20 protein-coding genes and 1 pseudogene are annotated in these 19,046 nt (G+C 64.3%); 15 read left to right on the forward strand and 6 right to left on the reverse strand.

Features of this window, described 5'->3' with window-relative positions; genetic code table 11:
* Positions 1-41 precede the first annotated feature (41 nt).
* Entirely contained in the window at positions 42-1,160 is a 1,119-nt protein-coding gene (locus HS053_RS20775; protein ID WP_174213164.1) for a tyrosine-type recombinase/integrase, read from the forward strand.
* A gap of 30 nt (positions 1,161-1,190) precedes the next feature.
* On the opposite strand, the gene HS053_RS20780 is transcribed toward HS053_RS20775, so the two are convergent.
* Positions 1,191-1,592: a type II toxin-antitoxin system VapC family toxin gene (locus tag HS053_RS20780; RefSeq protein WP_174213165.1), complete on the reverse strand. Its 402-nt coding sequence runs from the start codon at positions 1,590-1,592 to the stop codon at positions 1,191-1,193.
* Complete coding sequence (locus HS053_RS20785; protein ID WP_174213166.1) at positions 1,592-1,834, reverse strand: type II toxin-antitoxin system Phd/YefM family antitoxin; 243 nt, start codon at positions 1,832-1,834, stop codon at positions 1,592-1,594. Before HS053_RS20785 ends, HS053_RS20780 begins: the two co-directional genes overlap by 1 nt.
* A gap of 348 nt (positions 1,835-2,182) precedes the next feature.
* On the opposite strand from HS053_RS20785, the gene HS053_RS20790 reads away from it, so the two are divergent.
* Together HS053_RS20790 and HS053_RS20795 are read left to right on the forward strand one after the other, a co-directional pair.
* The gene (locus HS053_RS20790; protein ID WP_131390085.1) at positions 2,183-3,208 is read left to right on the forward strand and encodes an IS110 family RNA-guided transposase; all 1,026 of its coding nucleotides are present in this window, start codon (positions 2,183-2,185) and stop codon (positions 3,206-3,208) included.
* 299 nt (positions 3,209-3,507) lie between these two features.
* Positions 3,508-4,344, forward strand: coding sequence for a recombinase family protein (locus HS053_RS20795; protein ID WP_174213184.1), 837 nt, complete (start codon positions 3,508-3,510; stop codon positions 4,342-4,344).
* 78 nt (positions 4,345-4,422) lie between these two features.
* On the opposite strand, the gene HS053_RS20800 is transcribed toward HS053_RS20795, so the two are convergent.
* Complete coding sequence (locus HS053_RS20800; protein ID WP_018065892.1) at positions 4,423-4,818, reverse strand: PIN domain-containing protein; 396 nt, start codon at positions 4,816-4,818, stop codon at positions 4,423-4,425.
* On the reverse strand, positions 4,808-5,035 hold the full coding sequence (locus HS053_RS20805) for an AbrB/MazE/SpoVT family DNA-binding domain-containing protein (protein WP_018065893.1): 228 nt from the start codon (positions 5,033-5,035) through the stop codon (positions 4,808-4,810). The genes HS053_RS20800 and HS053_RS20805 overlap by 11 nt, the downstream gene beginning before the upstream one ends.
* Before the next feature lie 215 nt (positions 5,036-5,250).
* On the opposite strand from HS053_RS20805, the gene repA reads away from it, so the two are divergent.
* The 5 genes and pseudogenes from repA to HS053_RS20830 all read left to right on the forward strand — a co-directional run bounded on the left by repA (position 5,251) and on the right by HS053_RS20830 (position 10,990).
* Positions 5,251-6,435 (forward strand): plasmid partitioning protein RepA, encoded by a 1,185-nt coding sequence (repA, locus tag HS053_RS20810; protein ID WP_174213167.1) that lies wholly within the window; start codon positions 5,251-5,253, stop codon positions 6,433-6,435.
* The gene (repB, locus tag HS053_RS20815) at positions 6,435-7,427 is read left to right on the forward strand and encodes a plasmid partitioning protein RepB (RefSeq protein ID WP_174213168.1); all 993 of its coding nucleotides are present in this window, start codon (positions 6,435-6,437) and stop codon (positions 7,425-7,427) included. Before repA ends, repB begins: the two co-directional genes overlap by 1 nt.
* 183 nt (positions 7,428-7,610) lie before the next feature.
* Positions 7,611-8,822: a plasmid replication protein RepC gene (repC, locus tag HS053_RS20820; RefSeq protein ID WP_174213169.1), complete on the forward strand. Its 1,212-nt coding sequence runs from the start codon at positions 7,611-7,613 to the stop codon at positions 8,820-8,822.
* A 166-nt stretch (positions 8,823-8,988) separates the two neighbouring features.
* A pseudogene (locus tag HS053_RS20825) lies at positions 8,989-10,500 on the forward strand (ParB/RepB/Spo0J family partition protein); the annotation flags it as partial.
* Positions 10,481-10,990 (forward strand): argonaute/piwi family protein, encoded by a 510-nt coding sequence (locus tag HS053_RS20830; RefSeq protein ID WP_206677651.1) that lies wholly within the window; start codon positions 10,481-10,483, stop codon positions 10,988-10,990. The pseudogene HS053_RS20825 and the gene HS053_RS20830, both read left to right, overlap by 20 nt.
* Before the next feature lie 90 nt (positions 10,991-11,080).
* Here HS053_RS20830 and HS053_RS20835 read toward each other — a convergent pair whose 3' ends face one another.
* Positions 11,081-11,401: an H-NS histone family protein gene (locus HS053_RS20835; protein WP_174213170.1), complete on the reverse strand. Its 321-nt coding sequence runs from the start codon at positions 11,399-11,401 to the stop codon at positions 11,081-11,083.
* 288 nt (positions 11,402-11,689) lie between these two features.
* On the opposite strand from HS053_RS20835, the gene HS053_RS20840 reads away from it, so the two are divergent.
* The 4 genes from HS053_RS20840 to cueR all read left to right on the forward strand — a co-directional run bounded on the left by HS053_RS20840 (position 11,690) and on the right by cueR (position 15,334).
* Entirely contained in the window at positions 11,690-11,854 is a 165-nt protein-coding gene (locus HS053_RS20840) for a heavy-metal-associated domain-containing protein (RefSeq protein WP_174213171.1), read from the forward strand.
* A 153-nt stretch (positions 11,855-12,007) separates the two neighbouring features.
* Entirely contained in the window at positions 12,008-14,530 is a 2,523-nt protein-coding gene (locus tag HS053_RS20845; protein ID WP_174213172.1) for a heavy metal translocating P-type ATPase, read from the forward strand.
* Between the two features lie 11 nt (positions 14,531-14,541).
* Entirely contained in the window at positions 14,542-14,799 is a 258-nt protein-coding gene (locus HS053_RS20850; protein ID WP_174213173.1) for a glutaredoxin family protein, read from the forward strand.
* A 79-nt stretch (positions 14,800-14,878) separates the two neighbouring features.
* Positions 14,879-15,334 carry a Cu(I)-responsive transcriptional regulator gene (gene cueR / locus HS053_RS20855; protein ID WP_174213174.1) on the forward strand — a complete coding sequence of 152 codons (456 nt, stop codon included), beginning with the start codon at positions 14,879-14,881 and terminating at the stop codon, positions 15,332-15,334.
* A 49-nt stretch (positions 15,335-15,383) separates the two neighbouring features.
* On the opposite strand, the gene copM is transcribed toward cueR, so the two are convergent.
* Positions 15,384-15,866, reverse strand: coding sequence for a CopM family metallochaperone (gene copM, locus HS053_RS20860; RefSeq protein WP_347233362.1), 483 nt, complete (start codon positions 15,864-15,866; stop codon positions 15,384-15,386).
* A gap of 160 nt (positions 15,867-16,026) precedes the next feature.
* Here copM and HS053_RS20865 point away from each other — a divergent pair, with 160 nt between their 5' ends.
* The 3 genes from HS053_RS20865 (at position 16,027) to HS053_RS20875 (ending at position 19,031) form a co-directional block, all read left to right on the forward strand.
* Positions 16,027-18,330 (forward strand): copper-transporting P-type ATPase, encoded by a 2,304-nt coding sequence (locus tag HS053_RS20865; protein ID WP_174213175.1) that lies wholly within the window; start codon positions 16,027-16,029, stop codon positions 18,328-18,330.
* Positions 18,331-18,434: 104 nt separating this feature from the next.
* The gene (locus HS053_RS20870) at positions 18,435-18,626 is read left to right on the forward strand and encodes a heavy-metal-associated domain-containing protein (protein WP_241699967.1); all 192 of its coding nucleotides are present in this window, start codon (positions 18,435-18,437) and stop codon (positions 18,624-18,626) included.
* 87 nt (positions 18,627-18,713) lie between these two features.
* Positions 18,714-19,031: a hypothetical protein gene (locus HS053_RS20875; protein ID WP_174213176.1), complete on the forward strand. Its 318-nt coding sequence runs from the start codon at positions 18,714-18,716 to the stop codon at positions 19,029-19,031.
* The last annotated feature ends 15 nt before the right edge of the window (positions 19,032-19,046 follow it).

Consider the following 19,046-nt stretch of genomic DNA (forward strand, 5'->3'; position numbering starts at 1 on the left):
TCAGTCTCAGAAATGCGACGCAGGCAAACCATTGAAAACAAATGGACCGAAGTCTCAATAACTCCGGCAGACCGACACAGATATCTGCCATCGCGCCGCCGTCACGTCCTGATCCCCGTGAAGGGGAAGAGCGCCTTGCACCGACGGAAGACGCCCTTTCCCTTCCCGGGCATATCGCAAGCTCCGGCGCCCTCGATCGGCTGGTCGAGACCGCACGGGACTATGCCCGCCATGCCGCGTCGGAGAACACGCTGAAGGCCTATGCCAAGGACTGGGCCCAGTTCGCGCGCTGGTGCCGGATGCGGGGGGCCGACCCCCTGCCCCCGTCGCCAGAGCTCATCGGCCTCTACATCGCCGATCTGGCGGCGCCGCAGGGAAGGGTTGCCACGCTCTCGGTCGCCTCAATCGAACGCCGCCTTTCTGGCCTGGGCTGGGCCTATGCGCAGCGCGGCCATCCTCTGGACCGCAAGGACCGTCACATTGCCTCTGTCCTGGCCGGCATCCGCCGCAAGCATGCGCGGCCGCCGGTGCAAAAGGAGGCGATCTTGCCGGAAGATCTGCGCGACATGCTGGACACCCTGCCCCATGACTTGCGGGGCTTGCGCGACCGGGCGATGCTGCTGATCGGCTTCGCCGGTGGCCTGCGCCGGTCAGAGATCGTCAGCTTGGACCACGGCAAAGACGACACGCCCGATGGCGGCGGATGGGCCGAGATCCTGGAGGGTGGCGTGCTTCTCACCCTGCGAGGCAAGACCGGGTGGCGGGAGGTGGAGATTGCCCGCGGCTCATCCGATCAGACCTGTCCGGTGCATGCCCTGACCCAATGGCTGCATTATGCCCGCATCGACTTCGGCCCGCTCTTCGTTGCGGTCAGCCGCAACGGGCTCAAGGCAACCGGCGCGCGGCTCTCCGACAAACATGTTGCCCGGCTGATCAAGCAGACCGTCGAAGACGCCGGTCTGCGCCCCGAGCTGTCCAAGGCTGAGCGGCTGGCGCTCTACTCCGGCCATTCCCTCCGCGCAGGCCTTGCCAGCAGCGCCGAGGTCGACGAGCGCTATGTTCAGAAGCAGCTTGGCCACGCCTCGGCCGAAATGACCCGGCGCTATCAGCGTCGTCGCGACAGGTTCCGGGTGAACCTGACCAAGGCGGCAGGGCTGTAGGCCCCTGCCCTCTCTAAATCTGTAGGACGTCTAGAACGGGTTCTCAACAGCAGCCCCGGTCGACGTAAAGTCACTGACATTCCCGGTCACGACGATCGCGCCGTGGCGCAGCGCTGATGCGGCGATCATCAGATCAGCGCCGTTGTGGCCGATCTCGGCTGACAGCCTTCCCCAGATTCGCGCATCCTCGGCCTCAAAAGCGAGAAGCCGGTCCGAAAACAATAAGACAGTCTTATCAAGCCAAGTGCGAAGGTCATTTGCAAACGCAGGGTCTCGCGCCTCCTGCTGGCGAATGCCGCGCTCGACTTCGCCCAACGTGATGACACTCAGGAAAAGGTCCTGTTCAGCCTTTCCGCGCAACCAGGCTGCCACTTGGGGTGCGCGGTCTGGACGTCGCACGGCTGAGATGACGTTGGTGTCGAGAATGTACATCAGAAGCTTACGTCACGCGGGACGGCGGTGGCGCGCGGGACATCCCCACCGGGAAAGGCCATCAGATGCTCTGCAAAGCTCTCTCGCGCCTTTACAGCGCCCTCAACCAGCCTGCGATACTCATCCGCAGACAGGATGACCACTGCAGGTTTGCCACGCCGCGTGACCTCTTGCGGCGTTCCCGCCAACGCCGCATCGACAACCGCGCTGAACTTGTTTTTTGCATCCTGAACAGTCCACATTGTGCACCAACTAGCTAGCTATCTGGCTAGATAGATGTGGGCTTGGCTTGATCATGTCAAGGCGCATCCACGCTGTAAGCTTGAGATGGTTGAGTCGGATGAGACAACTGATCCGCCACCCTCTTCGCCAATCGGTCGTTTATTGCTGATATATGAAACTGCAAATGGCCTGATTTTATGCCCCTGATCGGCTACGCGCGCGTCTCGACCGAGGATCAGACATGGGGTAATCGCGGGCCCTCGGTCCCCTGAACCTCAGCAAGGCTGGGAGGGTGGCTGTTCCCCGATATGATGAAGGTACGGGCTCTCGACTGGACGCCGGGCCCAAACATCTGATGGAGAACAGCCATGAAGGAATATATCGGTCTGGACGTTTCGATGAAAGAGACCGCTGTGTCGATCCGGCGGGGCGGGGAGCGTGTCTGGCGCGGAAAATGCGTCTCTGACCCCGCGGTGATTGCGCAACTGGTGCGCAAGCGGGCACCAAGGGTCGATCGGATTGTGTTCGAGACCGGCCCACTTTCGGTCTGGTTCTATCACGCCCTCCGAGCCGAGGGCTTGCCTGCGGTCTGTATCGATGCCCGTCACGCCAAGTCGGCCCTCGACATGGCGCCGAACAAGACCGACGCGAACGATGCCGACGGTTTGGCACATCTGGCTGAGATAGGCTTTTTCCGGGAAGTGAGGGTGAAAGGCTTTGATAGCATGCTGGCGCGGACCCTGATCGCCGCCAGGAGCCGACTGGTCAGGATCACGGTTGATCTTTCCAATCATATCAGAGGTTTCATGAAGACCTTCGGCCTGCTCATTCCTGCTGGCAAGGGGAGCACCTTCGAAGGACATGTGCGCCGCCTCCTTTCCGATCAGCCGAAGCTGTCCGAAATCCTACTGCCAATGCTCGACGCCTGGTGCGCAACCCGTCTGCAGGCCGCCCGACTTGCGCGCCAGATCTCCGCAGAAGCCCGACAGAACGATGGCTGTCGGATCTTGATGTCGATCCCGGGAGTGGGTGCGATCACCGCGACCTCGTTTGTCACCGCCATCGAAAGTCCAGACAACTTCCGGAAGTCCCGATCCGTCGGCGCTTGGGTCGGTCTGACGACCCGGCGATATCAGTCCGGTGAGATCGACTACAAGGGCCACATCTCCCGCCGGGGCGATCATCACCTCCGGGGCCTGCTCTACGAGGCTGCATCCGTCATTCTTACCCGCAGTTCGGCTGAAAGTGATCTGCGGACCTGGGGGCTGAAGCTCAGGGAGCGCATCGGCTTCAAGCGCGCAGCCGTCGCATTGGCACGGAAGCTGGCGGTCACGATGCATGCAATGCTCAGGGACGGCACTCTGTTCGACCGAGGCTTGAAGCCAGCTGCATGAGACCAAAGGAATAGCGCTCGGGCCTTGAGCGCGCCGAAGCGTCCCTGCCGGGACGTAGGTCGGGCCTTTCGTGCAGGGGGATGCACCGCTGACACCTCAGCTGAGTGCGGATCAGACATAGGAAGGCCCACCCGCGAACACCAATCATGCGGCGACCAAGGTGTCGACCGCGAAGACGACCCTGCTCCGGCAAACGTATTACGGTGCGCCTCCACGATCATTTGTGCTGATCATCGGTGGCAATCTGCCTGACCACGATAGAAAGGGCTTGCAGTATGTGATGCGATTAGACGACCCCCCTGCCCCAGTCGCAGGCCCTGAAATCCGCGGGCTGCGTCGAGATCTACGAGGAGCAGGCCTCGGGCGGCAATCGTGCGCGACCGGTGCTTGCGCGGGTGTTGGAACGCATCGGCAAGGGCGACACGCTGGTCGTCGTGCGGATCGACCGTCTCGCGCGATCCCTCTCGCATCTGCTGGAGGTGATCGAGCGGCTGGAAGCCAAGGGCGCCTTCTTCCGCTCGCTCATGGACCCGATCGACACGTCCTCCCCGCAGGGCAAATTCACTCTCCAGGTTCTGGGCGCCGCCGCTGAGTTCGAGCGCGCCCTGATCCGCGAACGCACCAAGGCCGGACTGGCCAGCGCACGGACCAAAGGCAGGGTCGGCGGTAACCCGGGCCTGCGCGCACGTGATCCGGCGGCGCTGCGCAAGGTCCGGCTGGCGCGGCAGGACGGCTACATGGAACGCCTGAACGAGACGGCGCAGGACTGGGTGCCCCATGTGCGACGCCTGCGGCCCGACATGGCCTGGGAAGACGTGCTGCGCATCGTCAACGGCCCCCTGCCCCGCGAGCGCCAATGGACGCAAAGCCGCCTTTTGCGCGCAGTCAACGCCTATGTGCGGGACGGCTTCCTACCGCCCACGGTACTGGACCGCGCCGGCCGCCGCGAAACCGACGACCGCCTGCCCGCCATCGTCGCCGCCATCAAGGGCGCGGACCCCGACATCACACTTCAGGCGATCTGCACTCGACTGGAAGCGATGCGCGAGCGTACGCCCCGCGGGCGGACAAGCTGGCAACCCTCCTCGGTGAAGATGCTGCTGGAGAGGGCTGAGAGGCTGGGGCTGCTTGCGTAGTCGAGATACCTTGCAAGTGCTCCACGACATGGAAGGATTTCAAGGCTTTGGCCAGCGCCATGCTCAGAAACTCTCTGCTCACGCAAAGGGGTTGATGATGCGAAGCTGGCCTTCGACCAGCAGGCCATCTTGCATGTCCTCGCTCCACAGCGTGGTGCAGCCCGCAACCAAAGCGCTGGCCACGATCATCGCGTCGTAGATCGAGAAGCCGTAGCGTTCCGCCAAGGCACGGCCGACGTCATGGGTCTGGAGGGTCAGGTCTTCGACGGGGCACAAAGCACGCACTCCTTCGAGAAACGCCCCTGCTTCTTCCCAGCTTAGGCCAGCCTTGCGGCGACAGTTCACCAGCGTCTCGTTTAGGACCTGAACGCTGATCCGGGGCCCCTGCCCCAGGATAATCTCGGCGCGATCGGCCTTTGGGCCATCGTCGAGCAGGTAAAGAACGACATTCGTGTCCGCGAACTCAGCGCTCATGCGCGTCATCGCGGCTCAGGCGCTCTGCAGCGGGCAGCTTGCCCCGGAAGCGGCGCAGACCCGTAAGCACCTCATCCGCGCGCGCCAGACGACGGACTCTGACCTGGCCGTCGTCCTTGACCAGATCGATCTGATCGCCTTCCTTGAGGCCAAGTTCCCGGACAAGCTCCGCGGGCAAGCGGACGGCGAGCGAGTTGCCCCATTTTGCGACCTGCATCGTGACCTCCTGCGTTGATCTACGTTTTGTAATGTATATCAAATGGGTTGCGCCGACAAGCTTGTACCCGTACCCGAGCTACTCTTGTGCGTCCCGCAGCGGCTGACACCAGATTTAGAAAGGTCTTGCACGAATCTGAGTCCTCCGGCAATAGTCACGGAAAAGGGCGACTAAACGCCGAAATCCGTGAACACGCCACGGACGCGAGAGGGCAGATGAGCAGAGCCGAGACACCGGAAGACCTGAACGCTGTGATCCGTCAGCACTCTGAGTTGCTGGCGGCGCAACTGCATTCGCAGCGTGAGAGCCTGTTCCCGCCCGACGCTTCTAAGACTATGCGCAAATTCACCTCAGGTGAAGCTGCTGCTCTGCTGGGCGTCAACGACTCATACCTCAGAAAGCTTCACCTTGATGGCAAGGGGCCGTCGCCCGAAGTCTCATCGGGGAACAGGAGGCACTACTCGGCCGAAGATATTCATAACTTACGGATACTGCTGGAGAAAACGGCTCGCAAGCCGGGAGATTACCTGCCTGGTCGTCGTGCTGGAGACCATCTTCAGATCATCGGGGTAATGAACTTCAAAGGTGGAAGCGGCAAGACAACCTCCTCGGCGCATCTTGCTCAAAGGTTGGCCCTCAAGGGGTACCGTGTCTTGGCGATCGACCTTGATCCGCAGGCCTCGCTCACGGCCTTGCACGGGGTTCAGCCGGAATTTGACCTGCTTGACGGCGGCACGCTCTACGATGCGATCCGCTACGAAGATCCTGTTCCGATCTCCCAGGTCATCCGCAAGACCTACATACCAAACTTGGATCTGATTCCCGGAAACCTCGAACTCATGGAGTTCGAGCACGAAACGCCGCGGGCACTGTCTCGCGGCAACGCGGGCTTGTTCTTCTTCCGCGTGAAGGAAGCTCTGGCGCAGGTCGATGATCGGTACGATGTCGTCGTTATCGACTGTCCTCCGCAGCTCGGGTTCTTGACCATGTCGGCGCTGTCTGCCGCGACGGGCGTTCTGGTGACGATCCATCCCGAGATGCTCGACGTGATGTCGATGAGCCAGTTCCTCAGGATGACGGCCGACCTCATGGATGTCATCGCCGATAGCGGAGCCGACATGTCGCATGACTGGATGCGCTATCTCTTGACCCGCTACGAGCCGACGGATGCACCACAGAATCGCATCGTTGCCTTCCTGCGAACTATGTACGGAGACAAGGTATTGAACGCACCGATGCTCAAGTCGACGGCCATCTCGGATGCCGGCCTGACAAAGCAGACCCTGTACGAGGTCGAACGGAGCGCCTTCACCCGGACAACCTATGACCGGGCAGTCGAAAGTCTGAATGCCGTCAACGATGAGATTGCCCAGCTCATTCAGAGGACGTGGGGGCGCTGATGACCGATAGCAAGAAAAAGCGCATGTCCATGCTCGACAGTCTGGCAGCAGCGGGGACGCCCCCCGCCCCGGGCAGCATGATGTCAAGCAATCGGGCCCTGCGCTCCGCGCGTGATGCCGTAGATGCCCATCATGTCTGGGAACTCGACCCGGTCGAGATCGAGGACGAGAGGTATTCGGATCGCCTCGACCCCAAGGATGTGGATGATCTGCGTGCGTCGATCGAGCAGAACGGCCAGACCGTCCCCATTCTCGTAAGGCGTCACCCGGCCGAGACCAATCGCTATCTACTCGTCTATGGACGCCGCCGTCTTGAGGCCATTCGTGCCTCCGACAAGGTCAAGAAGGTTCGAGCGCTTATCGCGAACCTGGACGACACGGCCGCGCTGCGTGCCCAGGTTTCCGAAAACACTGGAAGGCGCGATCTGAGCTATATCGAACGCGCCCTCTTCGCCCAGGAGCTGCTCGCCAGCGGCTTTGGTTCGCAGGCTCAGATTGCCGAAGTGCTGAATGTGACCCGTTCTGCTGTGTCGATGTCGATCTCGGTTGCCAAGTCGATCGGGACCGACTTGGCCCGTGCGATTGGACCGGCTCATGGAATCGGGCGCCCCAGATGGGAATCGTTGGCGAAGGAACTCTCCAATACCGGCATGGGCATGGACGAGCTTTGCCGTGTTGCAAGTGATGCCCGAGGCAAAGCGGCTGCAGTCGAACAGGCCGAAGAGGAGCCCCAGCTTGATCCTTCGGTCGCGGCATTTGAAGCCGTTGTCCGCCATGTGAAGAAGACCACTGGTCCTTCTCTTGGCAGGAAGCCGAGACCCAAAGCGACGCCTCTTTTGATCGATGGCGCGCCTGCGGGCGCCATAAAGCGGTCGGCTCGGACGGTCAGGCTGGACCTTACGGATGTGGACGATGCCTTTGCGCAGTGGCTCGACGCCCGTGCGCAGGACGTCCTCGACGAGCTTCATGATCGCTGGAGACGCGAGACATGAAGAAAGGCAGAGCAGCAACAAAAAGGAGGCACGGTACAGGCTAAAGAAAAGGTCCCGCAAAGCTTGCGCTCCACGAGACCCCAACTTTGATCTTAGCACCTTCAAGGTAGTGGGCCAGCGCGCAAACCGCAAGTCATATGTGATTCGCGGAACGGTCTTTCTACGCCTTCGTGAACTGACATCATGGAGTACACACCGATTTCGCCGTTTATGCGGCCGATCTCGCACGCCCATCTGCGCGCGGTCGAGCGACCTGAGGCGTCTGTTCCGGGCAAGCCCATCAACAAGTGGGAACTCCTGCGCGAACTGTCCAAGGCGCAAGCGGCCTTTGGGGTCACGGAACGTGATCTGACGGTCATGCAGGGTCTACTCAGCTTCTTCCCGGACGATGCGCTTGGCGGGAACGCTGAAATGGTCGTCTTCCCGTCCAACAAGGCGATCTGCGAGCGCCTGAACGGCATGCCCTGCTCCACCATGCGCCGACACTTGGCGCGCCTTGTCGAGGCAGGCTTGCTCATGCGGCGCGATAGCCCCAACGGGAAGCGATATGTCCGCAAGCACGGCGAAGAGCGCGTGGCTTTTGGGTTCGACCTGTCGCCGCTCTACTGTCGGACCGAGGAGATTACACGGGCCGCAGAGGCCGTGCGTGAGGCCGAGGACCGTGTGCGGCGACTGCGGGAGGTCGTGAGCCTGATGCGGCGCGATCTCGCTGCCCTCGCGGAGTTTGGAGAGGAAATCCAGCCAGGCCTTGGCCTATGGGATCAGTTTCGCGACAAGGCTGTCCTCACAGCGCGCGCCCTGCGCCGCAAGCTCACGCTTGAAGAGCTCTCCGCATATCGGATCAACCTCGAAGCCCTTCTTGATCATGCACGCAACGTCATTGATGGGCCTAAAACAGAAGAAATGAACACCAATGGTGCCCAGTTTGAGCGCCATCATCATAATTCAAATGAAGAATCTATAGATCTTGAACCTGCCTTAGAACAAGGCGGGGCGGCGGCCGGCACGCCAGATCCTGAAACGGATGCACTTGTTGATGACGTGGAAGAAGCGGACACAAGACGCGTGCCAAAGATTCCGCTCCATCTGGTGATCGCGGGCTGTCCGTCGCTTAAAACCTTCTACCAGGGCGATATCCGCCACTGGCATCAGCTTTTCGACGCCGCTTGCCATGTGCGGCCGGCCATGGGGATCAGTGCGTCCGCTTGGGAAGAAGCACAACGGTTCATGGGCCCTGAGCAGGCATCCATCGTAGTTGTGGCCATGCTGGAACGCTTTGCCGACATCCGATCGCCCGGTGGCTACCTCCGCGCGCTGACATCGAAGGCGGCAGCGGGCGAGTTCTCTTGCGGGCCGATGATCATGGCGCTGATGTCCCGGCGAACCGCGGCATAATGTTCACAGCTGTGAACTGGCTCGAGCGGGACGAGAGTTCACAGCTGTGAACTACATGACAGGTCGCGAGACGATGAACGAACAGAGGGAAAGGTTGGGGGTTTGAGGGATGACGGGAAGTGAGATCGGGAGAGTGGCTTCCGGCGCCCGTCGTGGAGAAGATCTGATGGCGAAAGTTGCCCAGAACGTCGTCCTGTCCCCGTCGCGGGACATCCCCTTCAACAAGCTCGTGCTGAGCCAGTCCAACGTCCGGCGCATCAAGGCCGGCGTCTCGGTCGAGGAACTGGCCGAGGATATCGCCCGCCGCGGCCTCCTGCAGAGTCTGAACGTCCGGTCCGTGCGTGATGCCGACGGGGTCGAGACCGGAACGTTCGAGATCCCGGCCGGCGGTCGTCGCTTCCAGGCACTGTCGCTCTTGGTGAAGCAAAAGCGGCTGGCGAAGACCGCGCCGGTCCCCTGCATCGTGCGGGATGCTGCGTCGGCGATTCTCGCCGAGGACGACTCGCTGGCGGAAAACATGCAGCGCGTTGCCCTGCATCCGCTCGACCAGTTCCGCGCATTCCAGGCTCTGCGCGAAAAGGGTCAGGGGGAGGAAGCGATTGCGGCAGCCTTCTTCGTGACCCCGCAGATCGTGAAGCAGCGCCTGAAGCTCGCATCTGTGGCCCCTGCCCTGCTCGAGGTCTATGCCGAGGACTGCATGACGCTCGAGCAACTGATGGCGTTCACGGTGAACCCGGACCATGCGCGTCAGGAACAGGTCTGGGAGGCTGTGAAGAACTCTTGGAACAAGGAACCCTACGCCATCCGCCGCATGCTGACGGAAACCTCGGTCCGGGCATCGGATCGTCGCGCGGTTTTCGTCGGTATCGATGCCTATGAGGCGGCGGGCGGTGTCGTGCTGCGCGATCTCTTCCAGGGCGATGACGGCGGTTGGCTGGAGGCCCCTGCCCTGCTTGATCGGCTGGTCGCCGAGAAGCTTCAGGCCGAAGCCGAGGCTCTGGTCTCCGAGGGCTGGAAGTGGATCGAGGTCGCGACCGACCTGCCCTATGGCTATAGCCACGGTCTGCGGCGTCTGGCCGGTGATCCCGCGCCGATGACCGACGAAGAAAGCGCGGCCCACGCCTCGCTCCTTGCCGAGTATCGTGCGCTGGAAGAGGAATACTCCGGCCAGGACGAATACCCCGAGGAGATCGATGCCCGGCTTGGTCAGCTCGAGACGGCGATGGAAGCGCTTGAGCAGCGGCCGCTGATCTACGATCCGGTCGAGATCGCGCGCGCGGGCGTCTTCGTCACGCTGGATCGGGACGGTAGTTTCGCGGTGTATCGCGGCTATGTCCGGCCCGAGGACGAGCCGCGCGAGGAGACCGCGGTCCAGGATAGTGATGGTGCGGATGCCATGGGGCAGGGGGGTGATGTCGGTGTTTCCAGCTGGAAACCCTCGGGGACCTCTGTCGGCGGCACTGTCATCACTTCGGGTGGTCAGCCGATCGGCGCGGATGCGTCCGAGGAGGAAGACGACGGCGCGCTGAAGCCGCTGCCCGAGCGGCTGGTCATGGAACTGACCGCCCACCGGACCTTGGCGCTACGCGAGGCCATCGGGCGTTCGCCGGACGTCGCGCTGACGCTCCTGCTCCTGAAGCTGGTGACGGATAGGAACTGTGATCGAAGCGTATCGGGACCTGCATTCCGAACCGCCCAAGGAGCTCTTCATCCATGGGCAGGCGTCATTCAACGATGAGGAGTGGAATGCGTTCTGTCGCGCGGCGCCGAAGGGGACGAATGTCGTCGGCGTTCGGATCAAGCCAACGGGTGGTGACGCAAAGCTCTTCCGTGCAGGCGACTACCCCGTGATCAGGGGAACAGCCCTAAATTTAGACGAAAGGAACGCCTACCTCTGGACGAGCGGCTACGTCCCACAGCTGGATACGTATATCGGGCCTGAAACACCCAACCCGCTTATGGTGACGATCTTGCGCTCAAAGCATCGTCAACCAGATATGCGGACGGTTCTTTCTGACATCATGGGACTGACAAAGATTAACTACAACTCGTGTAACTTCAACGACGGCCTACCGGTAACGGTTCGCTTCGCGAAGATGGTCGGCGACATCCTTGTAATGGGTTCGGCGCGGGAGGGCGGACCGCAGCCATTTAAATACTATATCTAGCGAGGCTGTATTCGGATGCTTGGCAGAGCTTTGTAATGGCAGCTGCTCTTCCCCTAATGCTGAGCACAAAGCATTGGAGGAAGAGCAGCCTCAGCTTATGGCTAGGTCGCTCGCAGTTTTCCCCGCCTCCAACGCGTCCACGAACCACTGCGGCTTGCGCCCACGACCGGACCAGGTGAGCGCCGGGTTCTGAGGGTGCCGGTATTTCGCCGAGGCAGGCGCACGGGAGGATTTGGTCTCGGTGCTGACAAGTTCGGCCAGGGAGTAGCCCAGATCCCGGGCGAGAGCTTCCACCTTGGCGCGTGCTTCCGCCTTCTGCCGATCCTCGAATGTGGAAATCGCCTTGGCGACGTCCTTCTGCATTTTCTTCAGCTCGCCGAGCGACAGTGCCTCGAGATCGTAATCAGCCATTGATGCAGTCCGTGTCCTGAATGTCCCTGTATCGATAGCCCGTCGCGGCAGGGTGCCGCAACTCCCGGAAGGCAAGGGCAGGGGTGGCAAAGGCTGGTGATCGCCGTCTTCGCCGCCGGGGGGGGTGCTGGATGGGGGGTCAGGCTGTTCCGAAGGGCAGGGTGACAGGGTCTGGTATGGGCTCCCCGCGCATCGCTGTCTCCTGGGCCATCCCTTCGACTGCCAATCCCCTAATCCCGTTCGGTTGCCTGCGCGCAACCCCGCGTCAGTCCGGGCCGTGTTGCCCCTTTGGGGCTGCCCGCTCCACCCCGGGTGACGGCGGCGATCAAATCCGTCGATCCGGCGGCTGAAGTCGTGACCGACGTTCCCGCCCGCAGCGTGCGGATCGAGACTTCGGCCAAGCCTGAGGCCATCAAGGCCGCGGTGGCGGAGGCGGGTTACACCGCCGCTTGATCCCATCGGACAATCTGGTGACGGAACGGGCCGGGAACCATTTCCCGGCCCGTTTCCTTTGCCGGACAGGGCCGCAAGAAGCCGCTTGACCCTGACATCGTTGGAAGCCCCAGAACCCGATTCGACGCATCTCGCATCGAAAGGATTCCCACCATGAAGGACGTCATCGACACCCCGTCCCCGACACTCCACGACAGCCTCGGCATCACCGGCATGACCTGCGCCTCTTGCGTGGCGCGGGTCGAGAAGGCCATCGCCAAGGTGCCCGGCGTGGCCTCGGCCTCGGTCAACCTGGCGACGGAGCGCGCCGAGATCCGCTACGACGGCGCCCCCGTGCGCGAGGCGGTCGTCGCGGCGATCCGCGGCAGCGGCTACGACGTCGAGGCCGCGTCGCTGGAGGTCGGGATCGAGGGCATGACCTGCGCCTCCTGCGTGCTACGGGTGGAGAAGGCGATTGCCGGGGTGCCGGGCGTGCTGTCGGCCTCGGTCAACCTGGCGACCGAACGTGCGACGATCCAGGCCACCGACGGCTCGCCCGCGATGACCAGGGCCATCGAGGCCGCGATCCGCGGGGCGGGGTATGAGCCGCAGGCCGCGAAGATCGATGCCACAGACAAGGCCGCCGCGCGCGAAGAGGAGCAGGGGCGCCTGAAGCGCGACCTTCTGATCGCGGGCGGGCTGACCCTGCCGATCTTCCTTCTGGAGATGGGCAGCCACCTGATCCCCGCGCTGCACCACTGGCTGGCGATGACCGTCGGGCGGACGCCGCTGTACCTTTTGTATTTCGTGCTGGCGACGATCGTGCAGTTTGGTCCCGGCCTGCGCTTCTACCGCAAGGGCGTTCCGGCGCTGCTTCGGCTGGCACCCGACATGAACTCGCTGGTCGTCCTAGGCTCGACCGCCGCCTGGGTCTATTCCGTGGTGGCGACCTTCGCGCCGGGGCTGCTGCCGCGGGGCACGGCCAACGTCTACTTCGAGGCCTCGGCCGTCATCGTCACGCTGGTCCTGCTGGGCCGGTTCCTGGAGGCCAAGGCCAAAGGCCGCACGTCCGAGGCGATCAGCCGGTTGATGGGGCTGCAGGCCAAGACCGCCCGTGTCCTGCGCGGGGCGGAGTTCATCGACGTGGCACTGGACGAGGTGCAGCCGGGCGACGTGGTCCAGGTGCGGCCGGGCGACCGGGTGCCGGTGGACGGCACGGTGCTGACGGGATCGTCCTTCGTGGACGAGGCGATGATCTCGGGCGAGCCGGTTCCGGTGCAGAAGGGTGAAGGCGCAGCCGTCACCGGGGGCACGATCAACAAGACCGGCAGCTTCACCTTTCGGGCCGAGAAGGTGGGTGCGGACATGATGCTGTCGCAGATCATCCGCATGGTCGAAAGCGCGCAAGGCGCGAAGTTGCCGATCCAGGCGCTGGTCGACAAGGTCACGGCCTGGTTTGTCCCTGCCGTGATGCTGGCCGCCGCGCTGACCTTCGGCGTCTGGTGGATCTGGGGGCCTGACCCGGCGATCACCTTCGCGCTGGTCAACGCCGTCGCCGTCCTGATCATCGCCTGCCCCTGTGCGATGGGCCTGGCCACGCCGACCTCGATCATGGTCGGCACGGGTCGCGCGGCGGAACTGGGCGTCCTCTTCCGCAACGGCGAGGCGTTGCAGAGCCTGACTTCGGTCAACGTGGTCGCGCTGGACAAGACCGGGACGCTGACCGAGGGTCGTCCCGTCCTGACCGACCTTGTGCTGGCGGAGGGCTTCTCGCGTTCTGACGTGCTGGCGCTGGTCGCGGCGGCCGAGGCGGGGTCGGAACATCCGGTCGCCACGGCCATCGTCGATGCGGCGCGGAGTGAAGGGCTGATCCTGGCCAAAGCTGACACCTTTGAGGCAATCCCCGGCTACGGCATCCGGGCCAGCGTGGGCGACCGGCGGGTCGAGGTGGGGGCAGACAGGTTCATGACCTCGCTCGGACTGGAGACGACCGGCTTTGCCGATACGGCGGCTATGCTGGCAAGCCGCGCGCGGACCCCGCTTTACGTCGCCATCGACGGCAAGGTCGCGGGACTGATCGCGGTGGCCGACCCGATCAAGCCGACGACCCCCGCGGCCATAGCGGCGCTGCACAAGTTGGGCCTGAAGGTCGCGATGATCACCGGCGACAACCGGCGCACGGCCCAAGCCATCGCACGAGAGCTGGGGATCGACGAGGTGGTTGCCGAGGTCCTGCCCGAGGGCAAGGTCGCCGCGCTGAAGGCACTGCGCGAGGGGGGCCGCAAGGTGGCCTTCGTCGGCGACGGGATCAACGATGCCCCGGCGCTGGCCGAGGCGGATGTGGGCCTGGCCGTCGGAACCGGCACCGATGTCGCCATCGAAAGCGCCGACGTGGTGCTGATGGGCGGCGACCTCGGCGGCGTGCCGAAAGCCATCGGCCTGTCGCGGGCCACGCTGCGCAACATCCGGCAGAACCTGTTCTGGGCCTTCGCCTACAACGCCGCCCTGATCCCTGTGGCCGCTGGAGTGCTCTACCCGCTGAACGGCACGCTTCTGTCGCCGATGTTGGCCGCGGGCGCGATGGCGCTGTCCTCGGTCTTCGTCCTCGGCAACGCGCTGCGACTGAAGCGCTTTGCCCCTGCCACCCCGGCGCGTGTTGCGCCGGGGGAAGCCCTTTCCCCGCAAGCCCTGTCCTGAAGGAGGCAGTCATGTCCCATTCCCATGTCGAGATTTACACCACCCCGACCTGCCCGGATTGCGCCACGCTGAAGCGCTGGCTGACGGCACAAGGCGTTCCCTTCATCGAGCGCGACCTGACGAACCCCCGCATCGCCGACGATGCGCGCCGCCGGACTGGACTGCGCATCGCGCCGATCACCATTGTCGACGGCAAGGCAGTCTGGGGCACGGCAGCCGAGCAGCTGCCTCGGCTGCGGAAGCTTCTGGCTACGGACCACGTATTCTGATCCCCGCACAGAATGGGCTTGACCTTCCAACGATGGGAAGGCGCAGGCTGACACCATCCCTCCAAGAAGGAGACCAGCCATGAACATCGGCGACATCGCGAAGGCCACGGGAATCTCGGCCAAGATGATCCGCTACTACGAGGAGACGGGCCTGATCCGTCCAGCCACACGGGCGCTATCGGGCTACCGGGTCTATTCGGACAACGACCTGCAGACGCTGCGCTTTGTCCGGCGTGCCCGTGACCTGGGCTTCACGGTGAAGCAGATCGACGATCTCCTGACGCTCTGGCGCGACCGCACCCGGGCATCCGCCAGCGTGAAGGAGATCGCCCTGGGGCATGTCGCCGCGCTGGCGAAGAAGATGCAAGAGCTGAAGGAGATGTCCGACACGCTCCTGCACCTCGCCTCACATTGCCACGGCGACACCCGGCCGGATTGCCCGATCCTGACGACGCTGGGCAGCACCGAGGCGGTGGCGGCGCTGCCCAGGACCCGTAACCGGAGCAAGACCCGTGCCTTTGACCGGGTGCGGTGACACACGCATGGCAACAGGTCGGGGCCTTCGCCACGTGGACCGGCGCGGGCTACTTGGCGGCGTGCGCCTCGATCCAGGTGGTCAGCTCCTCGATCTCCTTGGTCTGCGCGTCGATCATCTTCTGCGCCATCGCCTTGATCTCTTCGTCCTTGCCGCTGGCCTGGACGGTCTTTGCCATGTCGATGGCACCCTGGTGGTGCGGGATCATTCCGCAGGCGAAGGCAAGATCGGGGTCCGGGATCATCATCGCGGTCATCATCGGGCCGTGCATCGCGTCCATCGCCCTGCCATAGCCCATGGCGGCCTCGCTCGCCCTTTCGGGCATCTTCATCGGCTCGGACATCATGCCGTGTTCCATGCCGCCGGCCGCGCTGGTGCAGGCTTCGGGAAGGCTGGCCTCTTGCGCCAGGGCCATCCCGGCGCTGCAGGCAAGGGGGAGGATCAGGGAAATGCAGCGGAACATATCGGGTCTCCTTTGTTTGCTTGGTCCTGGGACAACCGCGATCAGGCCGAGCTGTTCCGCCGCAGCCACCGGGACCGATGCAGGGGACCCGCAACTTCGGCCTTGACCTTCCAACGGTGGAAGGGGGCAGGCTTAATCAATTGCGGGTGGACCGCGGTCCCTGCACCCTATGTGCCAGACCGCCATTGGTAACCAGTTGCCCAAGGTCGGCATAACGGAAAGAGGCCCCATGACCCACGATCACCACGCCCATGCGCATGGCATCTACACCTGCCCGATGCACCCCGACGTTCGCCAGCACGGGCCGGGAAACTGCCCGAAGTGCGGCATGACCCTGGTGCTGGCGGACCAGCCCCTCGCTTCGGCAAAGCCGGTGGCGGGCAGTTTCGACACGGTGCCCGAGGGCTGGCACGGGACGGTGTACACCTGCCCGATGCACCCGGAGGTTCGGCAGACCGGACCCGGCTCCTGTCCGATCTGCGGCATGGGCCTGCAGCGCGAGGCGAGCAGCGTCTTGGACGACGGCCCAAACCCGGAGCTGGTGGACTTCACCCGGCGGATGTGGGTGGGCGTGGCGCTGACGGTGCCACTACTGGTGCTGGCGATGGGTCCCCTGGTGGGCCTTGGCTGGGTGCGTGACATCTTCGGCGAACGCCCCTCGATGTGGATCGAACTGGCGCTGGGGTCTATCGTGGTTCTCTGGTGCGGCTGGCCGTTCCTGGTGCGGGGCTGGGTGTCCTTCGCGACCTGGCGGCTGAACATGTTCAGCCTGATCGCGATGGGCGTGCTGGCCGCCTGGGGCTTCAGCGTAGTGGGCGTCTTCGCGCCGCATGTCTTCCCCGAAGGCTTCCGCGACGAGATGGGGCATGTCGGGCTCTACTTCGAAGCGGCGGCGGTGATCGTGACGCTGGTCCTCGTCGGCCAGGTGATGGAGCTGCAGGCGCGGGAGGGGACGGGGAAGGCGATCCGGGCGCTTCTGGACCTTGCGGCCAAGACCGCGCGGGTGATCCGGCGGGACGGGAGCGAGGTCGAACTGCCGCTGGAGGAGGTGCAGGTCGGCGACCATTTGCGGGTCAGGCCGGGGGAGAAGGTGCCGGTGGACGGGGTCGTGGTGGAAGGCCGCTCCTCAGTCGACGAAAGCATGATCACGGGGGAACCCGTCCCGGTGGAGAAGGTGGCGGAGGATACGGTCACGGGCGCCACGATCAACGGCACCGGCGCGCTGGTCATCCGGGCGACGCGGGTGGGGGCGGATACGCTCCTCAGCCAGATCGTCGAGATGGTCGCCAAGGCGCAACGCTCGCGCGCGCCGATCCAGAAGTATGCGGACCATGTGGCGGGGCTGTTTGTCCCGGCGGTCATGGCCATCGCCGCCCTGGCCTTCGTCGCCTGGGCGGTCTGGGGGCCGGAGCCTGCACTCTCCTACGGGCTGGTCGCAGCGGTGGCCGTCCTGATCATCGCCTGTCCCTGCGCCCTGGGCCTGGCAACGCCGATGTCGATCATGACCGCCACGGGACGCGGCGCGCAGGCCGGGGTCCTGATCAAGAATGCCGAGGCGCTGGAGCGGTTCGAAAAGGTCGACACGCTGATCGTCGACAAGACAGGCACCCTGACCGAGGGCAAGCCCCGGCTGATCGCCGTCCTACCGGAGCCGGGGCATGACGAGGCCGAAGTGCTGCGCCTTGCCGCCTCGCTGGAGCGCGGGTCGGAGCATCCCCTGGCCGAGGCCATCGTGCGCGGGGCCGAGGAACGCGGCGTGGCGATGGTGGAGGCAACCGACTTCGAGGCGGTCACGGGGAAGGGGGTGAAGGGCGTCGTGGACGGCCGTCCCGTCGCCTTGGGCAACCTGCGGCTGGTGCAGGACATGGGCCTTTCGGGCGAGGCGCTGGTGGCCAAGGCCGACGCCCACCGCGACCAGGGCGAGACGGTGATGTTCGTGGTCCTCGACGGCGCGGTGGCGGGTCTGGTCAGCGTCGCCGACCCGGTGAAGGAGACGACGCCCGCGGCGCTGAAGGCGCTGCACGAGCAGGGGCTGCGGATCATCATGGCGACGGGGGACAATGCCCGGACGGCGCAGGCGGTGGCCTCCCGCCTTGGCATCGACGAGATCCGCGCCGACGTCCTGCCGCAGGACAAGGCCCGCATCATCAAGGAGCTGCAGGAGGCCGGGCACCGCGTGGCGATGGCGGGCGACGGGGTGAACGACGCGCCGGCGCTCGCTCAGGCCGATGTCGGCATCGCAATGGGCACCGGGGCCGACGTGGCGATCGAAAGCGCGGGGTTCACGCTGGTCAAGGGCAACCTCGACGGCATCGTCCGCGCGCGGAAACTGTCGCGCGCGACGATGCGCAACATCCGGCAGAACCTGTTCTTCGCGCTGATCTACAACGCGGCGGGGGTCCCCGTGGCGGCGGGCCTCCTCTACCCTTTCACCGGCATCCTGATCGGCCCGATCTTTGCAGCTTTCGCGATGAGCGCCTCGTCCCTCTCGGTCGTGCTGAACGCGCTGCGGCTGAGGCGCGCGGAAATTTGACCCCCGTGCGCAAATTCGTTCGCGGCGGGGCTTGACCTTCCCACGGTGGGAAGCCCCATCTTGAGGCAACATGGGCCGGACCCTCCGGCCTCAAGGAGACAAAGATGCTGAACCTGCACATCCCCAACATGAACTGCGGCGGCTGCGCCCGGGGTGTCACCGCCGCGATCCGGTCGGTCGATGCCGACGCCCGGGTAGAGCCGGACCTGCCCGCCCGCACCATCGCGGTCGAGACGAAGCTGCCCGAAGCCACCGTGCGTCAAGCGCTGGCCGAGGCCGGGTTCGTCCCCGCCTGACGTGAAACAGCGCGGGTGGGCTTGATCTTGGTCATGTCCGCCCTCGAACAAAGCTGCGACCCTTGCTGCAAAGGCTAAACGGATCGAATGCTGCGCCTCTTCGCCCTGCTCTGCTCGCTGGCCCTCATCCTGGCGCCCCTGGCCCCGTCCCAGGCGCAGTCGGGCTGTGCGATGGTGGCAGCGGCGGGGATGCATGCGGCGCATGGGACGGACCATCAGATGCCCGTCTCCGGCCATCCCGCTCAGACTTGCAAACAGCTCTGCGCCGTCGTTGCGATCCTGATCCCACCTGTAGCTGTCACCACACCCTTCGTCACCGTCCGCACTGCCCCCTTGCGCGTGGCCCGACTGATCGAGCGGGAACGCCCTGACCCGTCCGAACGCCCGCCGAAAGGCCTTGTCTGAACCGTTTCCCTTCAG

It is taken from the genome of Tabrizicola fusiformis, from assembly GCF_013328815.1.
GTDB lineage: Bacteria > Pseudomonadota > Alphaproteobacteria > Rhodobacterales > Rhodobacteraceae > Fuscibacter.

What these genes read in the sequence shown, in the direction of transcription:
- HS053_RS20775 (WP_174213164.1), top strand. Translation starts at nt 42, where the DNA reads ATGGACCGAAGTCTCAATAACTCCGGCAGACCGACACAGATATCTGCC.
- HS053_RS20780 (WP_174213165.1), bottom strand. Translation starts at nt 1,592, where the DNA reads ATGTACATTCTCGACACCAACGTCATCTCAGCCGTGCGACGTCCAGAC.
- HS053_RS20785 (WP_174213166.1), bottom strand. Translation starts at nt 1,834, where the DNA reads ATGTGGACTGTTCAGGATGCAAAAAACAAGTTCAGCGCGGTTGTCGAT.
- HS053_RS20790 (WP_131390085.1), top strand. Translation starts at nt 2,183, where the DNA reads ATGAAGGAATATATCGGTCTGGACGTTTCGATGAAAGAGACCGCTGTG.
- HS053_RS20800 (WP_018065892.1), bottom strand. Translation starts at nt 4,818, where the DNA reads ATGAGCGCTGAGTTCGCGGACACGAATGTCGTTCTTTACCTGCTCGAC.
- HS053_RS20805 (WP_018065893.1), bottom strand. Translation starts at nt 5,035, where the DNA reads ATGCAGGTCGCAAAATGGGGCAACTCGCTCGCCGTCCGCTTGCCCGCG.
- repA (WP_174213167.1), top strand. Translation starts at nt 5,251, where the DNA reads ATGAGCAGAGCCGAGACACCGGAAGACCTGAACGCTGTGATCCGTCAG.
- repB (WP_174213168.1), top strand. Translation starts at nt 6,435, where the DNA reads ATGACCGATAGCAAGAAAAAGCGCATGTCCATGCTCGACAGTCTGGCA.
- repC (WP_174213169.1), top strand. Translation starts at nt 7,611, where the DNA reads ATGGAGTACACACCGATTTCGCCGTTTATGCGGCCGATCTCGCACGCC.
- HS053_RS20835 (WP_174213170.1), bottom strand. Translation starts at nt 11,401, where the DNA reads ATGGCTGATTACGATCTCGAGGCACTGTCGCTCGGCGAGCTGAAGAAA.
- HS053_RS20845 (WP_174213172.1), top strand. Translation starts at nt 12,008, where the DNA reads ATGAAGGACGTCATCGACACCCCGTCCCCGACACTCCACGACAGCCTC.
- HS053_RS20850 (WP_174213173.1), top strand. Translation starts at nt 14,542, where the DNA reads ATGTCCCATTCCCATGTCGAGATTTACACCACCCCGACCTGCCCGGAT.
- cueR (WP_174213174.1), top strand. Translation starts at nt 14,879, where the DNA reads ATGAACATCGGCGACATCGCGAAGGCCACGGGAATCTCGGCCAAGATG.
- HS053_RS20865 (WP_174213175.1), top strand. Translation starts at nt 16,027, where the DNA reads ATGACCCACGATCACCACGCCCATGCGCATGGCATCTACACCTGCCCG.
- HS053_RS20870 (WP_241699967.1), top strand. Translation starts at nt 18,435, where the DNA reads ATGCTGAACCTGCACATCCCCAACATGAACTGCGGCGGCTGCGCCCGG.
- HS053_RS20875 (WP_174213176.1), top strand. Translation starts at nt 18,714, where the DNA reads ATGCTGCGCCTCTTCGCCCTGCTCTGCTCGCTGGCCCTCATCCTGGCG.